Consider the following 25,460-nt stretch of genomic DNA (forward strand, 5'->3'; position numbering starts at 1 on the left):
TTTGCAAATTAATTACTTTTTATTCGATAAAATGATACCATTGCTTGCCCGTACTGACAACGTTTAAGCATTGATAGTTTCTCAGTATCTGCAGTGTTAGAATCTATTTCTTGATCATGAGAATCTGCTTCAGTAATTATAATACCATCCTCTTGCAGTAGCTCGGCTAAATAATCATCTGCTAACCTTTCAAAAAGCTTATCAAACTCCGCATAAGGTGGATCAAAATAGATTACATCAAACTTCTTCCTTTGTGCCAAAAACTTATCACAGGCTCGTTTAGCATCCATACTTAACACTTCAGCCTGATCTTCAAATCTGGTTTTAGTTAAATTTTCCTTAATATAGTCAATAGAAGTTCGTGACTTATCTACAAAATATGCCTGTTTTGCCCCGCGGCTCAAAGCTTCTATTCCCATTTGTCCACTTCCTGCAAAAAGGTCTAGAAATTCTGCATCGTCTAGCCAATCTTCAATACTAGAAAAAATAGCTTCTTTAGTTTTATCAGCTGTAGGTCTGACTCTATCACCTTTGGGCGCTTTAAGAGGTATTCCACCTACTTTACCGGCAACTACTCTAGGCATTTTGCATTCTCCTTCTATAAATATTCATTATTTTATTCAACTCTTGATTCTCTGTCTTTTCTAACTTTGGATCATCTTTAATAATGCCTCCAGCAATTTTTCCTGTTAACTGTAATAACTCATTATCATCATAAAGATTAGCAATCTTAAAGTTAGGGATACCATGTTGGCGTGTTCCAAAAAAGTCCCCCGGACCACGAAGTTTAAAGTCAGCTTCTGCTATCTCAAATCCATCTTCAGTTCTACATAAGGTTGTCAACCTTTCTCTGCTGGTCCCATCACCAACATCACTCAAGAGCACACAAAGAGATTCTTTAGACCCTCTACCAATACGCCCTCTTAATTGGTGTAACGCAGCTAAGCCAAAACGCTCTGCATTTACAATAATCATCATTGTGGCATTAGGGTTATCTACTCCAACCTCTATAACTGTAGTAGCTACTAAGATATTAATCTCCCCATTAAGGAATTGTTGCATTATCTCATTCTTTTCAGCTTCCTTCATCTGACCATGTATTAGTCCAACACTTAAATGTGGGAGCTTTTTCTTCAACTCTTCATAAGTTGTGGTTACAGACGCAAGCTCTAGTTTCTCACTCGGATCGACTGTTGGGCAAACTACATAAGCCTGACCACCTTTAGCAGCATTTCGTGAGAGCAGGTCTAGCAATCTATCTTTATCCTTGTTTCTTGCTGTATATGTCTTAATCGGCTGACGCCCTGCAGGTTTCTCCTTTAAACTAGATATATCCAAATCCCCATAGAACAGCATACCAAGAGTCCTTGGAATAGGTGTTGCTGACATAACCAATACGTGTGCAGAACTACCATCACTTAGTTGTACTCTTTGTTTAACCCCGAATCTATGTTGCTCATCTGTAACAGCCAGTGCCAGGTCTTTAAATTTAACTTTGTCCTCTATAACTGCATGCGTACCAATTAAATATTTGATGGTGCCATTGCTAATATTTTCATAAATATCTTGACGTTCTTTCGCTGTCGTATCACCTGTTAAAAGCGCTACTCTGGACTCCTCAATATCCGGGAAAAACTTAATAAAACTAGCGTAATGTTGCTTAGCTAAGATAGAAGTTGGGGCCATAAGTACGGATTGTTTCTGATTTAGATCTGCCCATAGCATTGCTAAAAAAGCCACTATAGTCTTACCGGAACCTACATCACCTTGCAGTAAACGGTTCATGGCTGTTGGCTTTGACATATCCTTTATTATTTCATTTAAAGCTTGTTTCTGCGCATTGGTTAAATCAAAGCTCAAATTCTCTACAGCATCGCCCCAAAACTGAAGCTTATCAGAATTACCTGCCAACGGTATAGGAACACCTGGTTTACGAGCTCCCTCTGCTTTCCCCATTAAATTGTTAATTTGCAAAAATAGCAATTCATCAAAAGCTAATCTTCTTCTTGCAATATCATAGTTTTCTTCTTGATCCAAATTATGAATTTGTTTCACGGACCAAATCAAGTCTGCCAAATCATATTCTTTCCTTACTTTCGGACTTAAATATTCATCCATTACAGGTAAAACCAAATCTACTGCAGAATTTATCCACTTGCGTAAATATGTTTGGCTAATACCTTCTGTAGCTGGATAAACTGGAGAAACGAAAGATTTAGCAGAAACTTCTTGCCATTCTTCTTCATTCTTAGGGAATGAATTAAGACTTGTGGCAACAAATTTCGGATTAGCCGTCTCAAACCTAAGTCCTTGTCGTTTAATTTTCCCGCGGAAAAGATAAATTTTGCCTTTTATAAGTTTATCTTGATAATATGGTTGATTAAACCAAACAATTTTCATTACTGCGGTGTCATCACGAACTGTAACATTAAGTATGCTACGTTTACCTTTCCTGAATAGGTTTGGAACAGTTTCAACTCGGCCTAGGAAGACACCGTCGTCCTCCGCTTCAAGATCTATTATAGATTTAATCTTGGTCCAATCCTCATATCTACGAGGAAAATGAAATGCCAAGTCACCGACAGTTTCAATTTCTAAGCGTTCTAGACTCTCACTGCGTTTTGCAGAAATCCCTTTAATCTTAGTTGCCGGCTCTAAAAATATTTCATATGGATTGCGATTACTACTCATATTATTATCTATAACGTTTCTTTATCTGTTTTCGTACAATATTTCTACTTGAAACACTTCTGAATACTTATTAAATATCTACTCAACTCTTATAAATGGTAAAGTAAATTCGAATTTTGCTCCACCTAAACTCTCACTTTTTTCCGCAAAAATACTCTGACCATGTTTTTGTAAAATACGCTTACATATATATAAACCTAAACCACTACCAGACCTATCAGTTCTGGAATGATCTACTTTATAAAATCTATCAAAAACATGACTCAATTTATCTTGAGCAATTCCTGGACCATTATCTTCAATTGTAATTAGAACAATATCTCGTCCTTGAACATCAACATTAATCGATATTATACCTTCTTTATCTGGAACAAATTTAATCGCATTAGTAACAAGGTTATAAATAACTCGACTAATTTCTCTTTGATCTCCATAGACTATAACAGCTTTAGACCCACTTTGAATGTTTGTTTGAACAGCGATATCTTTCTCTTGCAGAAGAATTTCCGTTCCCTGAACTGTCTCAATAATAGTTTCATTAATATTAAACTCTTCGAAATTATTAGGATCAATATCGTTATCCAGAAGTATAATTGAGTTCATGTCACTTACAAGGTCGCTAAGTCGATTAACTTCATTTTGCACAATACCAAGATAATGATCTTGCTTCTCTGACGGAATAGTTCCATCTAATATAGCATTTATGAATCCTTTAATAGAGGTAAGCGGAGTTCTCAGGTCGTGCGAAATACTTGCAATAAAGTCTGTCTGCTCGGAGTTACCTCTCTCAATTTGTTCCACCATACGATTGAATATTTTTACAAGGATCATAATGTCATCATCCTCATAAGAATGGCGACTCTCTTGATATTTGGATATATCAACTCGTGCGGATAAATCCCCATTGGAAACTCGAGTTGCTGCTTTGGTAAGCTTCTCTATAGGATCTGAAATCCTACGAGTATAGATAACAATAATTACCATAGCTAGCACTACTGCAATTAGAAACACAATAAAAATACCTTCTATCAAGTATTGTGCACTATCTAAGACTGGTTCAATTTTATGCGCTAAAAGCAGATTGGAAACTTTATTACCTTCATTATTTTTTAATTCTCTAATAACTGTAACCCAGTTACCATCATCTTGGAAAAGGCCTAAAAAATTACCACCTAAGAAATTAATACCACCTTCAGGTATATCAATTGCAATTATATCTTTTGGCAAGTACATATAGTTATCTGTACCTATCTTGATGTTTTCCTTAGCAGAATCAGGTACTTGATTAATATACAAAAGCCTACCAGTATCATCATATAACCATAGATAAGATCCTGTGGCCTCCGCAACAACTGACATATATACTGATAATTCGTTTGTACTCCATAAAGATTTTTCACTGGCATCTTCATAGAAATTGGTTATAGCATTTGCTGCCCTATCCATTTGTACTAGTCGCTCTTCAGAGGCTGCAGATGAAATAATTCTAGAATAAACAAAAATTAATACTAGAAAAGATAGAACTACAAGCACAATAATAAGCAAGTTAAACTGCTTAAGCATATTTGTCGTAGATTTCTTACGTTTTGCTTCAAGCTTCTTATTAACTTGATCTGATTTAGATTGATTATGTTTTTGTTTTTTATCTTGCTCGTTTGGCTCCATACTTTATAACAACAAACACCCTCTGGTGACAGAAGGTGTTCAATATCTATTTCTATTTTTTATTCTTCTTCAGCAGTTTCGAATTTATATCCTACACCCCAGACTGTCTCTATAGCCCAAGGTAATTTGCCATCTACATCTACTGCTTCAATTTTTTCACGAATTCTCTTAATATGAACATCAACAGTTCTAGACTCTCCAAAGAAATCATAACCCCAAACATTACCTAATAGTTGTTCTCTCGTAAAAACTCTATCTGGGTGGGTTGCTAAGAAAAATAGTAACTCTAACTCTTTTGGTGGCATCTCGATTTTTTCATCGGCAATCTCAACATTATAGCTTGAAATATTAACTTTCAAACCTGGATATTCAATGTATTCAACTTGCTTATCTTCTCTACTATCAGAGGTAATCTCAGTTCTACGCAAAACAGCTTTGACACGAGCGATAACCTCTTTAGGTTCAAATGGTTTAGGAATATAGTCATCTGCACCTAATTCTAATCCTACAACTCTATCCAGGGTCTCTCCTCTTGCAGTCAACATAATAATAGGCACTGAGGATTCCTTGCGAATTTCACGGCAAATATCATAGCCATCCATGCCTGGCAACATTAAATCAAGAAGAATAATATCTGGGTCAAAATCTCTAAAAGCATCTACTGCTTTGTCCCCTTCGTGGCAGGCCTTAACCTCATATCCCTCTTTCATAAAATAAAGTTCAATCAATTCACAAATATTAGGATCATCATCTACAACTAATAATTTCTTTTCAGCCATTATAATTACCTCCACTTATAAATATTCTAGCAGAATATAAATGCTTATTAATGTATTTTAAACTAAAAAATAAGAATAAATGATTAATCAATAGATAATATATTTTAACTAATTTAAGCCACCTCATTCTCAAGTTGAAAAAGAAGCGGCTTATTTTTCAATTAAAACAATATTCTTCTGTCCTATTCATTATTGCACTTTATTGACTGAACTACTTAGTATCCAGGCTATCCAGATAATCCAAATCTTCAGCACTTAATTCAAAGTCTAATTCAATATTTTCTAAAATATACTTTGGTGTAACTGATTTAGGAAGAACTATATGTCCTTTTTGCAAGCAGTATTGAATAGCCACTTGTGCAACTGATTTAGAATATTTGTCTGCAATTTTCTTAATATCATCATTATTAAGAATCTTGCCTGTACCTAGTGGTGAGTATGCCTCGATTAAAACATCATTTGCTTCTGCTGCTTCCACATAATTATCTTGTGTATATCCGATTCTATAACTGATTTGGTTAACTACAGGTTTAACATCTGAGTTGTTTATGATATTTTCTAAATCTACTGGGTGGAAGTTTGATACTCCAAGAGCTTTAATCTTACCTGCTTCATATGCTTCAACCATTGCTTTCCATACTTCCAAGTTTTCTTTGAAATATCTATTCCCTTCACCATTAGCTTTGTACTCAGCCCAAGGTTGTGGGCAGTGAATCAAAACTAAGTCTAGATAGTCTGTTTGGAAACTTGCTAACTCATTCTCTATCTCTTCCTGAGCACCTTCGTAATCTTTAATCTCTGCTCTAATTTTTGTTGTGATCCAGATATCTTCTCTCTTAACACCTGAATCTTTCCAGGCTCTACCACTGGCTTCAGAGTTAGCATAAGCTCTTGCACCATCTATGTGTATATATCCATTTTCTAGTGCAAATTTAACTGAGTCATACGCTTCTTCTGGACTCATTTGCCATGTACCCAAACCTATTTGTGGTATTGCGGTCCCATTATTGAGTTTTAATGTGATTTTTTCCTTACCCATATTGCCCTCCTACTGAATAATTCTCCTACTGAACAATTTTTATATTAGGCTTCAGGCTCCGCCAAAACTTTGACCAACACCTTAAATTTTTCAATAATCTATCAAAATGGTTCTTAATAGTTACCATATTTAAAGTTTACTATAAAGAAATCAGCTATGTTGTTACTTTAGATAACAAAAAGACCTAAAAATACTAATATAAAAAACTTAGCAAAAACTTAAAATAATTTTTATTTGAATGTATCATAATATCTTGGAATTATCATTTATTTATTGAAAACATTAGAAAATCTCATATATTTTCTAATTAAAATAATATGTACAAAGTTTTGCAATTTTCTTTGATTTATTTTCCAGAAATTTATTGTTAGTCTTAATATATTCTTTTGCAAATAAATTGAGGAGAAAATGTTTTTTCATTTTCTCCTCAAAAACTAAATTTTTTCTATTTATAATAATGTCGTAAAAAATTTTTTATTAAAAGCTTTAACCTTTAATTGCACCTATCATTAAACCACTAGTAAAGTATCTCTGGAAAAATGGATATACTAGAGCAATAGGAACAACAATTATTACAACTAAAGCCATTCTTATCGGGTCACTTGGAATATTAACTATATCAGCTCCCATATTTGAAAGTGATTTTTGCCCCTCTGGAGATTTTAAAAAACTAATAGTACCTTCAATTTCCATTAAAATAGCTTGTAAAGGTTTCAAATCTGGTCGATTTTCGATATATAATGAAGCAGTCATCCAACTATTCCAATATCCAAAGGCGAGAAAAATTGCAATTGTAGCTAACACTGGTTTTGACAAGGGCAGGACAATTTGAAAATATTTTCTAAAGTGTCCTGCACCATCAATATCTGCTTGCTCTAATATAGAATCTCCTAACTGACCTTCGAAAAATGTCTTAATAATTATTATATTGAATGAGGAGACTGCTCCTAATACTATAAGAACTGTCCATGTATCTCCTAGTTTTAAGAATCCCTTGTTAATCATGTAGGATGGGATCAAACCACCACTAAAAAGCATAGGTATTAAAATATAAATTAAGGCAAACCTTTGAAATTTAAATTTCTTTTGTGTAAGAAGATATGCATAAGTTGAGTTCAAGAAAATTCCTAAAGCTGTACCTAGAAAAGTTGTTACAACTGATACAAGTAAAGCTCTTGGAATACCACTTTGAATACCAAATATAATTTTATATGCTTCTAGAGAAAAATCTTCCGGTATAAATTGATAACCGTTAATATTTAAATTTGCTTCAGAAGTAAATGAAATACTCATTGCAAGTATTACTGGTAATAAACACAGAAGCGCGAATACTATAGCTATCAATGAGAAAATAATATTCGTAGTAATGCTAATGTTGTTATATTTTTCTAATCCTGATCTTAAACCTTTTTTTGTTTTATTCATTCTACTACCTCTTTCATCTAGAACAGTGATGACTCAGGGTCCACTTTCTTAATTACAAGGTTCGCTGCCACTACCATGAAGAATCCTATTACAGACTGTAAGAATCCCACTGCAGAACCTTGAGGTAAATTACCTGCTTTCGTCGCAGAATTATAAACATACACATCAACTGTAATATAGGTGTCGTAAAGTGGGAAAGCTTGTCTTGGAACTAAATAGTATAAGTCTAGTCCTGTAGTAAAAATACTTCCAATGCTCATAATCAGCATTACGGAAATAGTTCTTCTCAAGTGTGGAATAGTTATAAATCTAGCTTGCTGGAACTTTGTTGCACCATCTATCATAGCAGCTTCATATAATGAGTTATCAATACTTGTGATAGCTGACATATATATAATCGATGTATATCCTATACTTTTCCACTGATTCATAAAGATTAATATAAACCTCCAATACTGTGGAGTGTTATACCAATCTATTTGCTTACTTGAATTTGCAAGCAACACATTATTTATATAACCTCTATTAGGTGCAAGAAATGCATACACAATGTTACTTACAACAACCCAAGATAAGAAATGTGGAAGGAACATCATAGTTTGAGTAGTTTTCATTACTTTTTTGCTACGGAGTTCTGAAAGCATCATTGCTATAGCTACAGGTAAAATTGCTCCTAAGATTATTCCAATAATATTATAGAATAGAGTATTAAAAATCATTTTTGGAGCATCTGGCGTTCTAAACAATACTTCAAAATTCTTAAAACCTGCCGACTTTGATGTAAATAAGCTATAAAAAAAGTTATGACCTGGCTTAGGTCTATAGTTTTTAAATGCTAATAGTAAACCTGGTAAAGGTAAATACATAAAAAGGAAAAAGTATATAAAGGTAGGTAACCCTAATATAACCAACTCTAAATCAGTTGATTTCCACTTTTTACCTTTTTTTGTCTTTACTTCAGACTGATCTTTGTTCTTTGACATTTTTATTTCCCTCACGTTTAAACTAATACTAGCCCTGCATTTCAAATAAATACTCTACAAGGCTAGTTAATTCTATATTTGATTATTTGTTATTATTTTTTTGCAAGGAATTCATCAATTTGCTTTTGGGCTTCTTCAATAACTTTATCAATTCCAATTTGATCCATCTCTTGTAACATTTTTGGTAATATTTCCTCTGGATCACCTTCACCTGTATGCAATGGTTCAAAATATTTCGATGTGACATTATTCAAAGCTGATACTTCAGTCTCTACATTGCTTGGATCAAACATAAACCCTAACAACTTAGAAACATCAGCTGTTTTGTTAATTTCGTGAACGTCTTGCCATTGTCCTAGGTTAGCAAGCTCCATTATAGGATCGCCAATTTTCAACTCTGGATAATCTTTTGCATTTGTTTCTGTTACTTGTGGCGCAACTGTGTATAGGTTCATAAATTGACCTTGTTGATATATAGCTGGTCCATACTTACCTTCATCAGTCTTGATTATTATATTATTTTCTTTATCCACAAAATCGTAATGTTCTCCCTCGATACCATAAGCTAATAGATTTCTCAAATAAGGATCTACATTAATGCGCTCCAATACTTTAATAGCATCCACAGGATATTTACTTGCAGCATTTATTACCCAGTAAGAACCTTGAATTGTTGTGGTTGTGTACATAGGTCCTAATCTTGGTACTGTAACTATTGGAGATTGATGTTCTCTTTCCCATTGTGTTTCTACACCTGGATAACCTTGGGATGACCAAATGTGTAATTGAGAGTTATCCAATTCACCAAATTCTACAAATTCTTGATTAATTATCTCATCTTTATACCATTTATGTAATATCCTGAATCTATCTTGGATCTCTTGTTCAGCATATAGATTTAAGACGTCGGTTGAGCCAAATTTAACAGCTACTGGTCCAGCTATATTTTCATAATCATAATTCAAATATTGAACACCTGAGCTTGTCATAAGCATTGGATTCGTATCAGGATTTTTTTCTTTCATCTGCTTAACTATAGGGTCAAGATCTTGTAATGTCTTAACATCTTTAACACTCTTTTCACCTAACCCAGATTTCTCTAAATAAGCTTTGTCATATACCCAATATTGAGTAGCTGATGAATCTTTATATGTTGGTATACCAAATATATTTCCATCACCTAGAGTTACTCCTCCCCAAACCGTTTCAGGTATTAAAGCTTTTAGATTAGGTGCTGCTGGTAGAAGTTGAGATACATCATAAAATAAACCATTTCTAGCGAAATCAGTAACACCTACTAAGTCTGGTCCCCATGTCATATCATAATACTCACCACCATTAATTTTTGTATTCATGTTGGTTCCATATTCACCCCATGAGAAGTATGTAAGATTAATATTTACATTGAGATGCTCTTTCAAATACTTATTAACTTCTTCAAAGACTTTATCATGGTCATCCGGGGCACCACCAACTGTATACATTGAAAGTGTTTCTCCACTACCTTTGTAATCATCTAGGTCAGCAGAAAAAATATTATTGTCCGGATCAACTTTTACTTTCTCTGTACTTGTTGTTATTTCTTGCTTGTCATTATTAGTATTAGAGCAAGCAACAGCATTCAGCATTAACAATAATGATAAAGCTAACGTTGTAGTTTTTTTGAATTTCGACATTTTGTAAACCCTCCCACAAATTTTTTAATTACCGATCTACTTTTGTGCAATTCTATTATGCAAATTGTATAGGATTTACAAATACTTTTCAAAATTAGAAAGCTAAACTTTATGTTTTTCTACATTTAAGCTATTTCTAGAGGCATAATTTGTGCATAATGACAACAGGAGTAATTTATTGCTCTCCTTGTTTTATTCATTTTTTTGTATCATAATAAGCATAAAGTCACTATAAAGTAAGATACTTCAAAGAAAGAAGGATTAATATGAATGATGAATTAATTAAAAGAATCCAAAAAATGGATAGTATTCTTGAAAAACACACAGCTGCTCTTGAAAAACTAAACGCAGCTCTTGACGAATATGAAGAAAGCAACAAAGAATATCAAGAGTTAAGTGATTATTATTCAAGTCAAACCTGGTTTGACGATTACGATGCAGAAGCTGCAGGTGAAATTCCTGAAGATATGACTAGAGCTGTATTAAGCGAAGATGCAGTATTTAATTTAATTGGAGAACAGTTAAATACCGCAATAAGAATGTTAGAGACTGGTACTGAAGCCGTTAAGAATGGTTAGTGAGGATTAATTACATTTTATTGACCTCATTGGTGATGCAATTTGTGAAGGCTTCTTCTCTATTGAAACCAATGACTTCGTAGAATTAACTGGTCACAAACAAATTTCAGTACGTCATATGTTTGAAAACAAAGATGATTTCCAAATCGGAAATAGAGTCAGTACAGACAAATAATTTACAATTTGTGATTTAAAAATTATAGCTAGATGATGAAGTAATGTACCGACCCCCAAAAGTTAGACCAAAATCTAACGAATGGGAGGTCGGTATTTTTATGGCAAAACATAGTTTTGAATTCAAGAAGAAAGTTGTTTTAGAATATTTGGATGACAAGGGTGGTTTTACATATCTTTCTAAAAAATATGGACTTGGCTCTAAGACACAGTTACGCAGTTGGATTAATGCATATAAAATGTTTGGTGACGAAGGATTAATGCGTTCTCGTAAAAAAGAAAAATATTCTTTCGAAATTAAGCTTTCTATTGTAGAGTTATATCTATCAAGTGAGATTTCATATCAAGACTTGGCAATTCAAGAAGGTATAAGCAATCCAAGTATGATTTGTAACTGGGTCAGTCGCTTTCGTGCTGCCGGTCCTGATGCTTTGAAACCACGCAAGAAAGGTCGAAAAAGAAAATTGGATAAACCTAAGATAGATAATAAAGCTCAAGAAGCGGAAGAAAGAATAGTTGATACAAGTGCAGAACATGTTAAAGAATTAGAAGATGAACTGCTTAAGTTAAGAATCGAGAATGCCTTTTTAAAAGAACTGAGGAGACTGCGTTTAGAGGACGAGGCAAAAATGAGAGAACGGCACTCGTCATCAACAGTCTCCGAGGAGAATTCAAACTAAAAGACCTTCTCTCTTATACAGGCATGCCTAAAGCAACATATATGTACTGGCAGAAAAGATTAGATAGAGAAAATCCTGACAAAGAAATCGAGGAAAAGATTCTTGAAATCAGAGATAATCACAAGGATTATGGTTATCGTCGAGTGACTGGAGAATTAAGAAATCAAGGATACTATGTAAACAAAAAGAAAGTACAACGTATAATGCAAAAACTTGTTTTGCAAGTCACTTCTTTCACTCGAAAAAGCCGGAAATACAGTTCATATAAAGGTAAAGTTGGAACGGTTGCTCCTAATCGCATAAGGAGACGATTTAATACATGTATACCACATCAGAAGATTACAACAGATACTACAGAATTTAAGTATTATGAGATTAATGCAAAAGGTCAAATGACAATGCGTAAGCTTTATCTGGATCCATTTATGGATATGTGTAATGGTGAAATTATAAGCTATGGAATTGACAAGAAACCTTCAGCCAAAAATGTCATGGATGCATTGGAACAGGCTATTGCAATAACATCAGATTGCAAATTCAGAAGAACTTTCCATTCGGATCAAGGCTGGGCTTACCAAATGAAAGCATACTCTCATCGTCTAAAGGAGGAAAGAATCTTCCAAAGCATGTCTCGTAAAGGCAACTGTCACGATAACGCTGTTATGGAGAATTTCTTTGGTTTGTTAAAACAAGAAATCTATTATGGTGCTACTTACTATAGCTATGATGAGTTAAAGTCAGAAATAGAACGATACATAAAGTATTATAATGAACAAAGAATTAAAGAAAAACTAGGATGGCTAAGTCCAGTGCAATACAGACTTAGACTCTTGGCTGCATAAAAATAGCGTAGCAGCCATATAAACTGCTACGCTAAAAAAGTCTAACTTTTGGGGGTCACATCATAATACTAATCATCTAGCTATTTTTATTTATTCAGTCTTCAAGAAATTCAATGCTAAACGTTTGAATATTTCTATCGTATCTAAATATTCATCTATTTCAACATATTCATCGACAATATGGGCATTTTTTGTAAGACCTGGACCGTAAACTACTAATTGAATATCATCTGAAATATGTATATATCTTGATAACTCACATGTTCCAACCAGAGGTCTCACTTTAACATTTTTATTTGGAGCAGCTGCTATCAATGAACGAATTAGTTCGTTGTCTTTTCCAGCCTCAGCAGGATCCAAGACCTGATCGTACTCAATGCTTAATTTGGCCTTACTTTCATCTTTATTGTTAGCTGAAATTGCATCTTCGAAAAGTTTAATGGATTCTTTGGACCCAAATTCAGGAACTGTACGGGTATTTCCTACTAGCTTAACGTTGTCAGGAACTGAATTAACCTGAATTCCTCCTTCAATCATAGAAAACACATTTATCGTTGATCCTAAATTTTCATTTTGATAATTAGGATTAGCAGTAACTTCATCAAATTGCCGTTGCACTTTATCAATATAATCTACTGCAGTCATGATTGCATTTATACCAAGCTCTGGCATTGATGAATGGGCTGCTTTACCCTTAGCAGAAATTGTATACATGATGGAACCTTTAGAAGCAAAAATTGCTTGATTCTCATTATCTCTTTTTGTTGGTTCAGGAATAACAATAGCATCTACTCCATCTAAGTAACCACCTTCAACAAGGTCCAAAGCTCCTTGCATACCTACTTCTTCACCAACTGTACCTAAGAACCAAATTTCACCTGGGAATTCTTGACCTGACTCGATAATATCTAAAATTGCACATAAACTTGCTGCAACACCAGCTTTCATATCCGAAGTGCCGCGGCCATACATTCTATTATCGATTACTTCAGCAGAGAAAGGCCCATAAGTCCAACCTTCACCTGGAGCTACTACATCTAAATGCCCAGAAAACGCGAAGACTTTTCTATCTTCAGCAGCAGATTTGCCCTTAAGTTTAACAATAATATTATTTCTTCCTGGGTAAGATACTACAGTATCAGTATCAACATTTTCATAATCTTTAAATAAGTCTAAGATGTAATTAGCAACTAGCTCTTCATAATTATTTACAGATTCTATTTTTATTAAATCTTCCAGAATTTTAATATATTTATCCATAAAATTTTCTCCTACTTCTCAACTTTATTAGCATAAGGCTTTGCTTGTTTGTGTGCTAATATCCATAATACTCCTGTTAAAATGCTAAAAATAATATTAATTATCCACGCCCAGGCGTAAGCACCACTATAATCATAAATTACAGAAACTAACAAAGGACCAAAAGCTGCACCAACCTGCATAGCAGACTGTACGAAACCATAAGCTTCACCATACATATTTTTATCAAAAATTGACGAAGTTATTAAAGGTGGAATTACTGTCCCTATAGCTAAACCAAAACCAAAAACAACAGCAACAGCCCAGGCTCCCCAAGTTTTATCCGCAAATAACATACATACAAAACTAAGCGCTAGGGCAGCTGAACTCAATGCAAGTGCTGTATAAATACCATATTTATCTGCTAGTCTACCAATTAGCAGTTTACCAAATACACCCAAAAGCAAGTATAATGAAACAACCGTACCTGCAGTACCTACACCAGCTGCATCTTGTAATGCTGGTGGGAATTGTAAAGTTGCACCATTTGCTAAACCGTTCATAGCAGATCCTAATAATAGGGATATAAAGAAAACAGTTGTTAATGATGCAGATATTGATAGTCCGACATTTAGCGACTTCATTTTCTCTTTACTTACTTCAGTTTCAATTTCCGCTTGAGCTGCAAGTTCATTAGCTTTATCAGCATGCATTTCTTTAGAAGCTTCATTAGTATCTTCATTATTATCCTCATTAATGTCATCAGGTATATAACCATACGGTTTAAGACCTAAATTCTCAGGCTTAAGATATATAAGGAAATAGCCTGCGAGAACTGCAATTACTAAAATTATTATAGAATATATGCGATATGAACTTCTCCAGCCAAAATTTTTGATTAATGCACTAATCATTGGACTTAGAATTGCACCACCTGCGGAAATACCGGACACCGCTATAGAAGTTGCAAGTCCTCTTTTCTCATTAAACCAATTATTTATCAGCATCATCATAGGAATCTGTGCTGTAGTTATATAAGCAAAACCTACAAAAAATGCCAATACATAAAAATGGTATTCGTTCTGAGACATGGAATATCCAAATACAGCACCAGCAAATATTAAGGCTGTAATTCTCCAAATACGTTTAAAATCATACTTCGTCAGAAAATAGGAAACAACCGGACCCAAGAAAATCCCAACGGCTTGAGTGATTGTAGTATTAAAAGAAAATTTAGTTCTAGAAAACCCTAAATCGCTTGTGACTGCAAGCTGCCAAGTATTTGATAGAGAATTAACTATTGGTACATATACACCTAATACCAATGTCGCAACAATCAATATTACCCACGCATAGTGGAATCTTCCTTGTTCGTTTTTGTTTGTCATGATAATTTCCTCAATTCTAGTAACAAATACTAAATAATTATAACTAAAATGAATAGAGCAAAAAACCTTATTTTATAAACATTTAAAGACTTCACTTTAAGTGGAAAATAAACTCTATATAACGAGCTAAATACGGTTATTATATCTTTACCATCATCTTGTATTTGATATAATTAAAATAACGAAAATAACGAATAAAGAGGAGGTCATTTTCATGGAAGATAAATTGAACTTTTATACAATAATTAAATTCATAATTCTAACAATAGGGATAGTTGCTACAATAGTCTTTCTTTTCAAAGGAGAATTTTGGACTGCGACTACAGTAGCCTTATCAACGGGATTTACATATGTTGTAATTGATTATTTCATTACCTTACTAGAAACTCTCTTTGATATTAGCCTTAAAGCTGAATATATTGCTGAAGATATTTATTCAAAGAATAAAATGGAAGAAGAAAAATAAAACATAAAAAATTGGTAATTAATTTAAATAGGAGTATTTACTTCATAAACAAAAACTAACGGGACATATGTCCCGTTAGTCTTTTTACGTTTTAATGCTATTTACAATATCATCTTAACGCTCATTATTTCTACGTTTTGCAACATAAGCTGCCATTATTACTACACTTAATCCTACTACTATGTAAAGTGAGTTTTCAGCTACACCAGTCTTTGTTACATCTGAAGCTTTTTTATCTGTTGTAGTTGTAGCATTAGTACCAGGTTTTTCTACACCTTTTCCTGGTTGTGTATCAGGTGTCCATTTATCTCTTGCAACTATACTAAATTTAGCTACCTCAGACTTACCATCATTGAATACAAATTGAATATTGTGGTCACCCTTAGAAAGAGTATTTACAAATTTAGATTTCAACCTAACTATAGTACTTCCTTCTTCTGCAGTATAGTTTTCTTTATCTACCACTTTGTTATCAATAAGTATGTCTTCAAATTTATCAAAGTCACCATTTGATCTAAATACTAGTTCTTCTTTGGATCCCAACTTAAATGTTTGATCTTTTCCATCTATTACTAGATATTTAACCTCATCTTCTTCCTCTGGATCTGATGGAGCTGGCTCTTCTGGCTCAGGTTCTGGTGTTGGTTCTGGAGTTGGCTCTGGTTCTGGCTCAGGTGTTGGCTCAGGTTCTGGAGTTGGCTCAGGTTCTGGCTCAGGAATTACTTCCAAGTTATTAATTGCCTCTTCCAATTGAGCCAATGCAGCATTTACTTCATCTTGACTTGCTTTTGCATTATCAATTACTTCTTTTGCCTCAGCAAGCGCTTGTTTAAATGCCATAGAGCTACTTTCAGTGTAACCTTCTAGATCCTTATCAACATTATTGTTATATAACTCTGTCAAAGCTGATTTATCTACTGCTTTATATTCATAACCATAGATTTCAACTTCATTTTGTCTTACAGCCTTCCATCTTGGTGTACCTGCATTTGTAACATGTACACGAACATATCTTGCTGGAACTTTTTCAGAATCTTCAAAGAGTTTGAATTCAACTTCATCCTCTTTATTATCAGCAAATGAACCTATAGCTTTCCAATTTGCATCATTATCCAAGAATGCTCTTGTATTCAAGTCTGACTCTGTATAATCCTCAGCTACCAAGATCTCAATACTTGCAGCAGCTGTATTGTATTCTTTTCCGGCACCTGCTTCAAATGGTCTAGTATTAATAAACTTAGCTGAATCGAGCACATACTCTTTACCTAAATCAATTACGAACCATCCATTAGTTGTATTGCCACCTGGGCACCACTTAGTTTCAGCTACACCATCTATTGCATATTGTGCTGTTTCGTTATCTGCTGGACGTGTAATATCTTGTCCATCATCATTTTTACCCATTTCAGCTAGAACTGTCTTATTCAATGCAACATTTGTTAGTTCTTCTGGTTCAGGTTGTGGCTCTGGTTCAGGGACTGGAGTTGGCTCAGGTTCTGGTTCTGGATCAACTTTTTTCTCTTCTATTGTTGCAACAGCTGTAATAACCTTAGTCTTTCCGTCTGGTAACTCAACACTTGCAGTAACTTTATAATCTCCTGGAATTTCTGAGTTATATTCGCCTTCGAAACTCCAAGTTACTTTTACTGCTGTCTCAACACCATCAGCATCAGTTACAGTTACTTCACTTGGGAATGCAGCTAACACATCTTCTGCACTAGTACCTGCTGGCTTGGTAATATTTTCTACTGGACTTACTTTGTATGTTTTTCCATCTTTTTGATAGAAGCCCTTCATTGTTATATCTGCCATTCTCCACCAAACACTCTTTTCTTTAGTATTTCTTATTCGAATGGCTTTGGCTTTAAGATCCAAGTCAGTATTCTTATATTCACGTTCTCCACTGAGTTTGGCAAGTTCATTCCACTCCTCACCATCTACTGAATATTCTATTACTCCTTCATCTAGTTTATCACCCTCACCTTGTAATATTCTTAATTCACATAGGTTTATAGCTACAGGTAATTCAACTGTTAAAGTAGCGTTTTCTGGAATACGATTGCCTGAATCATGCATCATGAATTCTGTATTATCGTTTGAGTCAAATACGTAATCTTTTGAACTTGTCCAATAACCTGAATCTGCAATGTTATCCAAACTTAGCATATCTTTATTAAGTTTTAATTTTTGACATTCACCTTTGGACAAATCTTTTAAGAATCCTACAATTGAATTGATTTCATTATAGATTTCTTCAACATTATAATTATTTTCATTTACTGATAGTTGTGATGCTAGAGGATCTTCAGAAACTTTTTTAGCTTCACTTAAAATATTTTGAGCTTTGCTGATAATCTTTTCATCAACTTCATCAATTGAGTCTTCCTCTAGAACTGAGGCTAGCTTATTAATATTTTGATTCAAGTATTCTTTGTTGGCTCCATTAACTCTTACTGTATAAGTAAGTTCTTTATCCTCAATCTTGAAACTCAATTCTTGATTTCCAACCTTCAATGGGTCATATCCTGTAATTTCTACTACGTAATTACCATCCTCATTTTTTTCATCTAATGAAACTACACCATCATTTAAGCCACCTTGTCTTACAATTTGGATAGTACCATTATCGTCTCTTGGGAATTCTTCTTGTACAGAATATACATTTCTTGGTTTTTTAACAAAGGTTAAACTCTCAATTGGTCGCTCTGAAATTTGCTCATCAGTTAATACTTCTACCGTAATTTCACCTGCTAGCTTACCTTGCAAAGTAACTTCTAAGACTTGCTCACCGGCTTTGTTTTCATCATACGTCTTTATTGATATATGTGAATTTGTTAATGGCAATGTCTCTTTTGTTTCTTTACCTTCATAATTAATATATGTTACATCTAAGCTTGCATTTTCAAGATCTAACTTCTCACCTTGACGATATAATTTTCGCATATCTTCAGTGTTTAAAGTCATCTCCTTAATCTCAACAGGTTTAGCAGTATTTGTATATCTCAAGTTAAGTTTATTACTTGCTTCTTTATCTTTTGCTTTACTTACATAATATAGTAGACCTGTATCACCAGCTGCTTCAACACTCTTAATTGTTAGAGTACCATCTTCTTCAATAATTCCACTGGCAACTTTTTCTGTTAGATCTTTATCTTTATAAACTGACAATTCAGCCCCTGGCTCACCATTTGCAAATACTAAGTTATAGATACCTTCACTTATTGCAACAGCTTTAGCTCTATTCATTGGTACATTATCTGTCCAAGTTTTAGCAGTTTCATACATGCGCCAGTTATAAATTCTTAAACCACCCCAAGGACTACCATTATCTGTTCTTAATACATCTAATTTCCAGTCTTGAGCTGTTATAGGCTTGTCAAATATATGGCTAGTTACATGGTCCCAGTTTTTTCTTACGCTATGTGCTAGAACGTATTGACCAGTTTCCATGTCTTTGTAATAAATATCAAAGTCAGGAGTATTCATTAAACCATCGTTTACTGATTCACCACCCGCACCAGCATGATCTATGGCATAGCTTGCTATTGTACGAGGTTTATCGAGTCTAACTTCTACTGCTGCAGGTCCTCCGTGGTACCATTTATCTGCAGTATTATTGATTGTACCTGTAAGAATATTAGCAGCACCTTCAGCGTTACCTCCACCAGGAGCACTCAATATGCTTGCTAATGGCATAATATTTTCAGGGTCTGGTTTTGCTGTTTCTGCATCTTCAACTTCCATTCCCCAATCAATTGCTTCGATTAATTCTTCAGATCTTTGTCCATTTTCTCCAACTGCTACTACTTTAATATCAGAAGTTGTTCCTAAAGCATCTGCAGTTCTTAATAAATATGGTAGATATACATAATTTGAGGATGAGGCATTAATAATTTGCCATTCTCCATTAATCTTTTGATAGACTTCATAAATCTTAGCACCATCTACTTTATTAAAATGTACTATAGCTTCTGCTTGAGTACTATTTGTCATTTGAATAGTATCAAGAACTAAGTTACTTGGTGCAGCAGGTGCAGTTTCATCATCGTATAAAGCTATACGACCAACGTTTAATTTATAATTGCTATCAGCACTCTTACCTGTAATTCTGAAGGTAATAGCGTAAACTGTTTGTCCTGCCAATTCACTTAAGTCAGCTTTAGATAAGCCCCAGTTATTTTCAGCTTTAAGTTCAAAGTAATGTAAGTTACTATAATCTGCTGATGTTGCTAATCCGACTTCAACCTTTTGATCGCTACTTTCTTTCAAGGCAACTTCAATTTTACTATTTGAAGTCATATTTAATTGTGTTGAATATAAATTGATTTGGCTTGTACCACCTTCTGAAACACTACCTGTGAAGGCTAAAGAAGTACCACCGTTAAATGCGTCTTGGAAATCATAAGATCCAGCAATAGCATTAGCAGAATTATCTATACTCCAACGCCATGTTGGCATAACGTCTTGAACTGATCTACCATTCCATTCTGCATCTAATGATTCTTGTCCATTGATAAACCATTTGCGTCCGTGTCCTGTATTAAAATCAGTACTGAAAGGCATACTTGTTATTGGAGTCTTGTCTGCTACAAATCTTGCAATACCGCTCCACTCTTGTGCATCATCAGCTGTTCTAGGATCATTTGTGTGACCTACCCAGAATTTTTGTTCTTGTACGTGATAATCTTCACCAGTTGATGACATACCTAGAATTGTATCAGGAACGAAAAGTCCCAATGATAATCTTGTCATGTTAGTTGAAGGATCTATCAAAGTAGCTTTCTTTTGGTAAGTATTATATGCACCACCTCTTTGAAGTTCCCAGCCGGCAAAAGCATTATATTTATTCTTACCAGCTCCTTCAAAAGCATTCATTGTATTACTTATAGATGATGATCCCCAAGGGAAATCCATGAAATATGAGTCAGCAGGAGGGTTTCCTTCATCGTTGTTTTTAACTAGTCCTGAACCATATAAACTGCTAGAACCATCATACCAAGTAATCTCTATTGGATAGCCGATCTCTTCAGCGTATTTATGCATGTACTGTAACCACTTATAGAAGCCTTCTGTAGAGAATGAAGACTCTTGATTAATAAAGTAACCATCAAATCCATAATATTTAGCAATTTCTGCATATTTTCTAGCTACAGGATATGTACCGGAACCAGGACTATCTTCTTCCAAAGTCAATCTAGCCATACTTCCATCACTACCCCAGTTAAAGAAAATTGTACCGTACATTGGTACACCATTTCTGTGAGCAGCATCTGTAACTTCAGGGTTTGGAATAACACCATCCCAGAAGACCATATTATCTAACAATTGCCAGTTATCAAATGCATAGATCTTAAATCCTTCATCACCACCACCTACTGCTGAGTGACCTGGAGATGCAGAACTTAGATATGCTAAAGACATAACTTTTGCATCAGGATTCGCTAATGGGTTAACTTTACTACCCATAATTCTACTTTGTAGAGGTACTGATGCTTTGTGTATTTGGTCATATACATCACCAGTTGGTTCCCAATTAATAATTTTGTCTAGATCTATTTTTTTGTCTCTTGGACGAATTGAGTTATCTTGAACACTCAAATCTTCCTCTTCAGGTTCAGCAAAAGGTCCACCAGATTGAGCTGATAGCTTATCTGTGCCATTCCCTAAAACTAAACTTCCTATACCAAAACCTAATGCTAAAAATAAAGCAGCAGCTTTATGCATCAATTTTGGCTTATGTTTTTTACTCATACAAAATCCTCCCTAATCTACAAGTAAAAATACTTTTTAATCAAATCTAAATTGATTGGAGCATTTGAATTTTATAAATTAACAATATTTATAAAATTTTCCTCATACAATCAATCACCAATTAGATTAATTTACACAACAACATATTAAATTATAAACTTTTTTAATACATTTTCAACAATTTATTAATTTTTTCATCTGTATATCCCTGTATTCTTACCAGATTTCAAGTGATTTTAGCAGGTGTCCACCTTTATTTAGCTATTTATATTAAGCAAAATAGCAATATCATATAATTACTTAACAAATTAATTTTTCTTTTTAAGCAAAACAAAAGGGAGAAAAAATCTCCCTTTTTAAATAAACCTATTTGAAATTATTTCCTTTTACCTACACCTACCCCTTATAGCCAAAATCCGGCATACTATTCCACCTCTCAGACAAGTATGTAGCTGCCATTTTAGGTTGTCTTTCTCTCGTAAAGACCCCCTTCCTATTACCCATAACTCTTTGAATACCAAACTTAGTTTGGAAATCTGCAAAGTTCCATAATTGCTCTCCAACGAAATTATCAAATTCATCAAAAACCTTACTATTCATCTTGTAATAATTCATTTGATACTCTTCACTGAAAGGTTCGTTGTAAGCACTATGCATACCATTAATTGTGTCGGCTCCATATTCGGTGTACATGATTGGTTTATCGGGATATTTATCTACCCACGATTGCAAATCTTCTCTAGTGAACTTCTCTGCTTGTTCCAGATCACCTGTTAATCCATACCAACCATAATATCTATTCAGACAAATAACATCGAACAATTCTGCATTCTTAGTAGTCTCAGGATTTGAATAACCTATCAAAACATTTGTACAAGGTCTTTTTTGTGGGTCTAAAGATTTTGCCAACTCAAACAAAGGCTTATAGTACTCCAATGAACCATCAATGAAATCTGCAGCTTCATTAGAAAGAGACCACATTACCACGCAAGCGTGATTCTTATCTCTTCCTATAAGTTCTTTAATAACTTGCTCATGCATTTCCTTTGTCTTTAACTCTACCCAAGTATTTTCGCCCTCATTTCCAGTAGCTACATTAAATCCAAAATTTAGAATCAAACCTACTGCAGGAATCTCATCTATTACGACGATTCCTTCTTTGTCGCATAAACGCATCATTTCTTCTGAATAAGGATAGTGAGATGTTCTGAATGAGTTAGCACCCATCTTCTTCATAAGTTTTAAATCCAGGACATTATAAGCCTCATTCAAACCTCTACCATTAACATAAGTATCTTCATGTTTACCGAAGCCCTTGAAATAAAATAGCTTACCATTAATTAAGAATTCAGCATCCTTTACTTCTATAGTACGAACTCCAAACTCCTCTTCATAGACATCAATAACTTGCTCGGATTTAATCAAGCTTACTCGAGCAGTATATAGATATGCGTTCAAAGGTTCCCAGAGATTCACTTCTTCAATTCGAATGTTAGTTTCCTCAACTGATGAGCAAGCTACTAATTTATCATCTTGATCTAGAATCTCTATTTTTATTTCATCGAAATCCCCATTAATCGCTACTTTTGTTCTGACATCAGCCACTTTAGCTTCTAAATCAATATCGTAGCTAATAGTTATATCATCTATATAATCTCTAGGAGTAGTATAAATCTTAACTGGTCTATGAATCCCTGCATAATTAAAGAAATCGAAATTCTCATCAACTTTTCTTATTAACTTCCCAGAATCATCTTTGTACTCACTATAGTTTCCTACCGGTAAGCTTGTATAATCTAAAATATTTGAAACTTTAACTGTCAGTCTATTTTTACCTGAAAGGACAAAGTCATTTATTTCCACTTCAAAAGGTGTAAATCCACCCTTATGATGACAGACTTCTTTTCCATTGACGTATACCCAAGCTTCATGAGTAACTGAACCAAATCTTAAAACTATTCTTTCATCGAAAAAACTCTTCGGTAAATTAAAGTCTGTCTCGTACCAAAAATAGCCGGAGTGCTGTCTAACCTTCAAGTCTAAAGTCTGATCGTTAAAGCTTCCAGGAACAGCCATATACTCATAATCTGTTAAGCTATGCTCTGGCTTAATATTTTCAGTTTCAAAATCACATTTAAACTTCCAGATGCCGTCTAGACTTAACAAGTTTCTATAATTATTAACTTTTGGATACAACATAAATTCACCTCACGTCTTAAAACATGTTTATTTTATCGTTTGAAAGTAGTTATAGATTAATTATACACTGTAAAAATATTTACTTTGATAAAAGAGTTAAATTAATTTAAAGATAAGCAGACCTTTCAAAAACAACAAAAATGGCTGCCTCCGAAAAGACAACCATTTTATTATTTTTTTACAAATTACAATTTATCTATATTGTCTTGCTGTAAAAGCATAACGTTCTCCAATGTAGTAACACAGCACGTGATACAAAGGTTCATCATTTTCCAAATAAACATTACAGTTCATTAATAGAACAGGAGAGTTTATTTTAATATCTAATATTTCACTTATCTCTTCATCAGCTAAAACAGCTTCTAAGGAAACATCTCCATACTTAAGTTTCAAACCATAAACTTTCTCATAAACATCATATAAAGAACTATTATCATCAATATATTTCTGAATATCTGGACACAAATCAGACCTTATATTGGTTATTTCATAAGCCATTATTTTTTCATCTGCATATCTAAGTCTTTTAACTCTATATACTTTGTCATTACCATTTAATTTCAAAGTTTGTTTAACATCAACTGCAACATCATCTGTCTTTTCAATCATCAAAAGTTCACTAGAAGGTTTTCGCTTTGATTTAAGCATTTGCTCTGTAAAGCTTTCCAAGTAATTTAAATTGTAGTCAAGTTTATTTACCTTTACAAAAGTACCTTGACCACGCTTTTTGTACACATAACCTTCACGTTCTAAGATTGATAAAGCTTTTCTTATTGTTGCTCGACTACAAGAATAAAGTTTACTTAACTCTAATTCACCTGGCAGGCGCTCACCTGCCTCAAAGGTAGAATCTGATATTTTATTTAAAATGTCCCTATAAATATCTTGATAAATATACCCTATATTACTCGCCATACTCATTATCACTTTTTTTTTTTATAAATTATATCATTGTTAAAGATAATATTTTAAATCAAAAAGAGTTGACCCTATAGGACCAACTCTTATCTATTCACGCTATATGAACCTATCTGAACAGATTATATTGACATAAATTTGCGTGCAGCTTCTGCAACTGCCATTCTAGCCATATCATCCATTGCTGTCCCAACTGTAACTATATTTACACCTGTTGATTTAAACGCTGAGAAGTTCTCCAAGTTAATTCCACCTTCTGCTAAAGTTGGTACTTTAACAGTTTCTACCAAAGCTTGAAGCCTCTCTTTTATCTCATTAGGAATCTCACCTGCTGCAACACCTTCGTAGCTCATACCAGTCATCAAACCTATAAAATCTACACCTATTTCTTCCAGTCTTTTTGCGACCTTTGCAACCTCCTCTGGAGAATCAGCTGGTACACCAAATTGGTGCAGATCAGTTGATTTACCAATATAAGCATCAACATTCAATCCGAATCTATGTGCAGTTTTTACCCACTCTTCAATATCCATAAGATCTGATTTATGTGTATGAATTGAATCTGCACCTGCTAAAGATATTGTTCTAAAATCTTCATCAGTTACAATAACTGGCATTAGTTCTGTAAAACTTCCAGGGAAACCTACTGTAATAAATACATCATCAGGAACTACCGATCTGACTCCACGAGTTACTTCGGCCATTTGAGCAATTGTAATCTCATGTCTTAGTTTTTCAGCTTCCCCCATCTCTGTTACGCCTTTATATCCTCTTGCCAAAGCTAACGCTGGATGATTAGGCTCTAAGATCTTAACTCCTGCATCTGTTACTGCTTTTGCCAAACGAGCATCATCTCCTGTAATACCTGTAGACATCAGAGTAAAGTTGTTATTATCTTTCAACGCTTTAGCAATCTTTGCTCTTCCTTTTTCTAACTTCAACTCCATATCTTTTTTTATATACATAA

17 protein-coding genes are annotated in these 25,460 nt (G+C 34.0%); 3 read left to right on the plus strand and 14 right to left on the minus strand.

Annotated features, from left to right (window positions below; all coding sequences use genetic code 11):
- Positions 1-8 precede the first annotated feature (8 nt).
- The 8 genes from rsmD to C5Q98_RS05445 form a co-directional block, all read right to left on the minus strand.
- A complete protein-coding gene (gene rsmD, locus C5Q98_RS05410; protein WP_106012637.1) occupies positions 9-584 on the minus strand; it encodes a 16S rRNA (guanine(966)-N(2))-methyltransferase RsmD in 576 nt (191 codons plus the stop codon).
- Complete coding sequence (gene recG / locus C5Q98_RS05415; protein WP_106012638.1) at positions 577-2,691, minus strand: ATP-dependent DNA helicase RecG; 2,115 nt, start codon at positions 2,689-2,691, stop codon at positions 577-579. Before recG ends, rsmD begins: the two co-directional genes overlap by 8 nt.
- 78 nt (positions 2,692-2,769) lie before the next feature.
- Entirely contained in the window at positions 2,770-4,356 is a 1,587-nt protein-coding gene (locus C5Q98_RS05420; RefSeq protein ID WP_106012639.1) for a sensor histidine kinase, read from the minus strand.
- A 59-nt stretch (positions 4,357-4,415) separates the two neighbouring features.
- Complete coding sequence (locus tag C5Q98_RS05425) at positions 4,416-5,135, minus strand: response regulator (RefSeq protein ID WP_205728419.1); 720 nt, start codon at positions 5,133-5,135, stop codon at positions 4,416-4,418.
- A gap of 211 nt (positions 5,136-5,346) precedes the next feature.
- Entirely contained in the window at positions 5,347-6,174 is an 828-nt protein-coding gene (locus C5Q98_RS05430; RefSeq protein ID WP_106012640.1) for an aldo/keto reductase, read from the minus strand.
- Positions 6,175-6,660: 486 nt separating this feature from the next.
- Positions 6,661-7,599, minus strand: a complete 939-nt coding sequence (locus C5Q98_RS05435; RefSeq protein WP_106012641.1) for a carbohydrate ABC transporter permease — start codon at positions 7,597-7,599, stop codon at positions 6,661-6,663.
- A gap of 17 nt (positions 7,600-7,616) precedes the next feature.
- Entirely contained in the window at positions 7,617-8,582 is a 966-nt protein-coding gene (locus C5Q98_RS05440; RefSeq protein WP_106012642.1) for an ABC transporter permease, read from the minus strand.
- 92 nt (positions 8,583-8,674) lie between these two features.
- On the minus strand, positions 8,675-10,258 hold the full coding sequence (locus C5Q98_RS05445; RefSeq protein WP_106012643.1) for an ABC transporter substrate-binding protein: 1,584 nt from the start codon (positions 10,256-10,258) through the stop codon (positions 8,675-8,677).
- Positions 10,259-10,524: 266 nt separating this feature from the next.
- Between C5Q98_RS05445 and C5Q98_RS05450 the strand changes: the two genes are divergently transcribed.
- Entirely contained in the window at positions 10,525-10,836 is a 312-nt protein-coding gene (locus tag C5Q98_RS05450; RefSeq protein WP_106012644.1) for a DUF4298 domain-containing protein, read from the plus strand.
- A gap of 275 nt (positions 10,837-11,111) precedes the next feature.
- Positions 11,112-12,532, plus strand: a protein-coding gene (locus C5Q98_RS05455) for an IS3 family transposase (protein ID WP_242967352.1) whose coding sequence is annotated in 2 segments (ribosomal slippage) — positions 11,112-11,598 and positions 11,598-12,532 — 1,422 coding nt in all. Because the reading frame shifts where the segments join, the coding sequence is not laid out codon by codon here.
- Positions 12,533-12,622: 90 nt separating this feature from the next.
- Here C5Q98_RS05455 and C5Q98_RS05460 read toward each other — a convergent pair.
- Positions 12,623-13,792: an ArgE/DapE family deacylase gene (locus C5Q98_RS05460; RefSeq protein WP_106012645.1), complete on the minus strand. Its 1,170-nt coding sequence runs from the start codon at positions 13,790-13,792 to the stop codon at positions 12,623-12,625.
- An 11-nt stretch (positions 13,793-13,803) separates the two neighbouring features.
- On the minus strand, positions 13,804-15,159 hold the full coding sequence (locus tag C5Q98_RS05465; RefSeq protein WP_106012646.1) for an MFS transporter: 1,356 nt from the start codon (positions 15,157-15,159) through the stop codon (positions 13,804-13,806).
- A gap of 214 nt (positions 15,160-15,373) precedes the next feature.
- Here C5Q98_RS05465 and C5Q98_RS05470 point away from each other — a divergent pair, with 214 nt between their 5' ends.
- A complete protein-coding gene (locus tag C5Q98_RS05470; RefSeq protein WP_106012647.1) occupies positions 15,374-15,625 on the plus strand; it encodes a hypothetical protein in 252 nt (83 codons plus the stop codon).
- A gap of 114 nt (positions 15,626-15,739) precedes the next feature.
- On the opposite strand, the gene C5Q98_RS07705 is transcribed toward C5Q98_RS05470, so the two are convergent.
- From C5Q98_RS07705 to C5Q98_RS05500, 4 genes are all read right to left on the minus strand, one after another.
- A complete protein-coding gene (locus tag C5Q98_RS07705) occupies positions 15,740-21,376 on the minus strand; it encodes an endo-beta-N-acetylglucosaminidase (protein ID WP_158695720.1) in 5,637 nt (1,878 codons plus the stop codon).
- A 396-nt stretch (positions 21,377-21,772) separates the two neighbouring features.
- The gene (gene uidA, locus C5Q98_RS05490; RefSeq protein WP_106012648.1) at positions 21,773-23,575 is read right to left on the minus strand and encodes a beta-glucuronidase; all 1,803 of its coding nucleotides are present in this window, start codon (positions 23,573-23,575) and stop codon (positions 21,773-21,775) included.
- Between the two features lie 192 nt (positions 23,576-23,767).
- Positions 23,768-24,490 carry a GntR family transcriptional regulator gene (locus C5Q98_RS05495; protein WP_158695721.1) on the minus strand — a complete coding sequence of 241 codons (723 nt, stop codon included), beginning with the start codon at positions 24,488-24,490 and terminating at the stop codon, positions 23,768-23,770.
- Between the two features lie 125 nt (positions 24,491-24,615).
- Positions 24,616-25,458, minus strand: a complete 843-nt coding sequence (locus C5Q98_RS05500; RefSeq protein ID WP_106012650.1) for a HisA/HisF-related TIM barrel protein — start codon at positions 25,456-25,458, stop codon at positions 24,616-24,618.
- Positions 25,459-25,460 lie beyond the last annotated feature (2 nt).

The organism is Fastidiosipila sanguinis, from assembly GCF_002998295.1.
Classification (GTDB): Bacteria; Bacillota; Clostridia; order Saccharofermentanales; family Fastidiosipilaceae; genus Fastidiosipila; species Fastidiosipila sanguinis.

Excerpts from the sequence above, each read along its gene's own strand:
- rsmD (WP_106012637.1), bottom strand. The coding sequence starts at position 584 with ATGCCTAGAGTAGTTGCCGGTAAAGTAGGTGGAATACCTCTTAAAGCG.
- recG (WP_106012638.1), bottom strand. The coding sequence starts at position 2,691 with ATGAGTAGTAATCGCAATCCATATGAAATATTTTTAGAGCCGGCAACT.
- C5Q98_RS05420 (WP_106012639.1), bottom strand. The coding sequence starts at position 4,356 with ATGGAGCCAAACGAGCAAGATAAAAAACAAAAACATAATCAATCTAAA.
- C5Q98_RS05425 (WP_205728419.1), bottom strand. The coding sequence starts at position 5,135 with ATGGCTGAAAAGAAATTATTAGTTGTAGATGATGATCCTAATATTTGT.
- C5Q98_RS05430 (WP_106012640.1), bottom strand. The coding sequence starts at position 6,174 with ATGGGTAAGGAAAAAATCACATTAAAACTCAATAATGGGACCGCAATA.
- C5Q98_RS05435 (WP_106012641.1), bottom strand. The coding sequence starts at position 7,599 with ATGAATAAAACAAAAAAAGGTTTAAGATCAGGATTAGAAAAATATAAC.
- C5Q98_RS05440 (WP_106012642.1), bottom strand. The coding sequence starts at position 8,582 with ATGTCAAAGAACAAAGATCAGTCTGAAGTAAAGACAAAAAAAGGTAAA.
- C5Q98_RS05445 (WP_106012643.1), bottom strand. The coding sequence starts at position 10,258 with ATGTCGAAATTCAAAAAAACTACAACGTTAGCTTTATCATTATTGTTA.
- C5Q98_RS05450 (WP_106012644.1), top strand. The coding sequence starts at position 10,525 with ATGAATGATGAATTAATTAAAAGAATCCAAAAAATGGATAGTATTCTT.
- C5Q98_RS05460 (WP_106012645.1), bottom strand. The coding sequence starts at position 13,792 with ATGGATAAATATATTAAAATTCTGGAAGATTTAATAAAAATAGAATCT.
- C5Q98_RS05465 (WP_106012646.1), bottom strand. The coding sequence starts at position 15,159 with ATGACAAACAAAAACGAACAAGGAAGATTCCACTATGCGTGGGTAATA.
- C5Q98_RS05470 (WP_106012647.1), top strand. The coding sequence starts at position 15,374 with ATGGAAGATAAATTGAACTTTTATACAATAATTAAATTCATAATTCTA.
- C5Q98_RS07705 (WP_158695720.1), bottom strand. The coding sequence starts at position 21,376 with ATGAGTAAAAAACATAAGCCAAAATTGATGCATAAAGCTGCTGCTTTA.
- uidA (WP_106012648.1), bottom strand. The coding sequence starts at position 23,575 with ATGTTGTATCCAAAAGTTAATAATTATAGAAACTTGTTAAGTCTAGAC.
- C5Q98_RS05495 (WP_158695721.1), bottom strand. The coding sequence starts at position 24,490 with ATGGCGAGTAATATAGGGTATATTTATCAAGATATTTATAGGGACATT.
- C5Q98_RS05500 (WP_106012650.1), bottom strand. The coding sequence starts at position 25,458 with ATGTATATAAAAAAAGATATGGAGTTGAAGTTAGAAAAAGGAAGAGCA.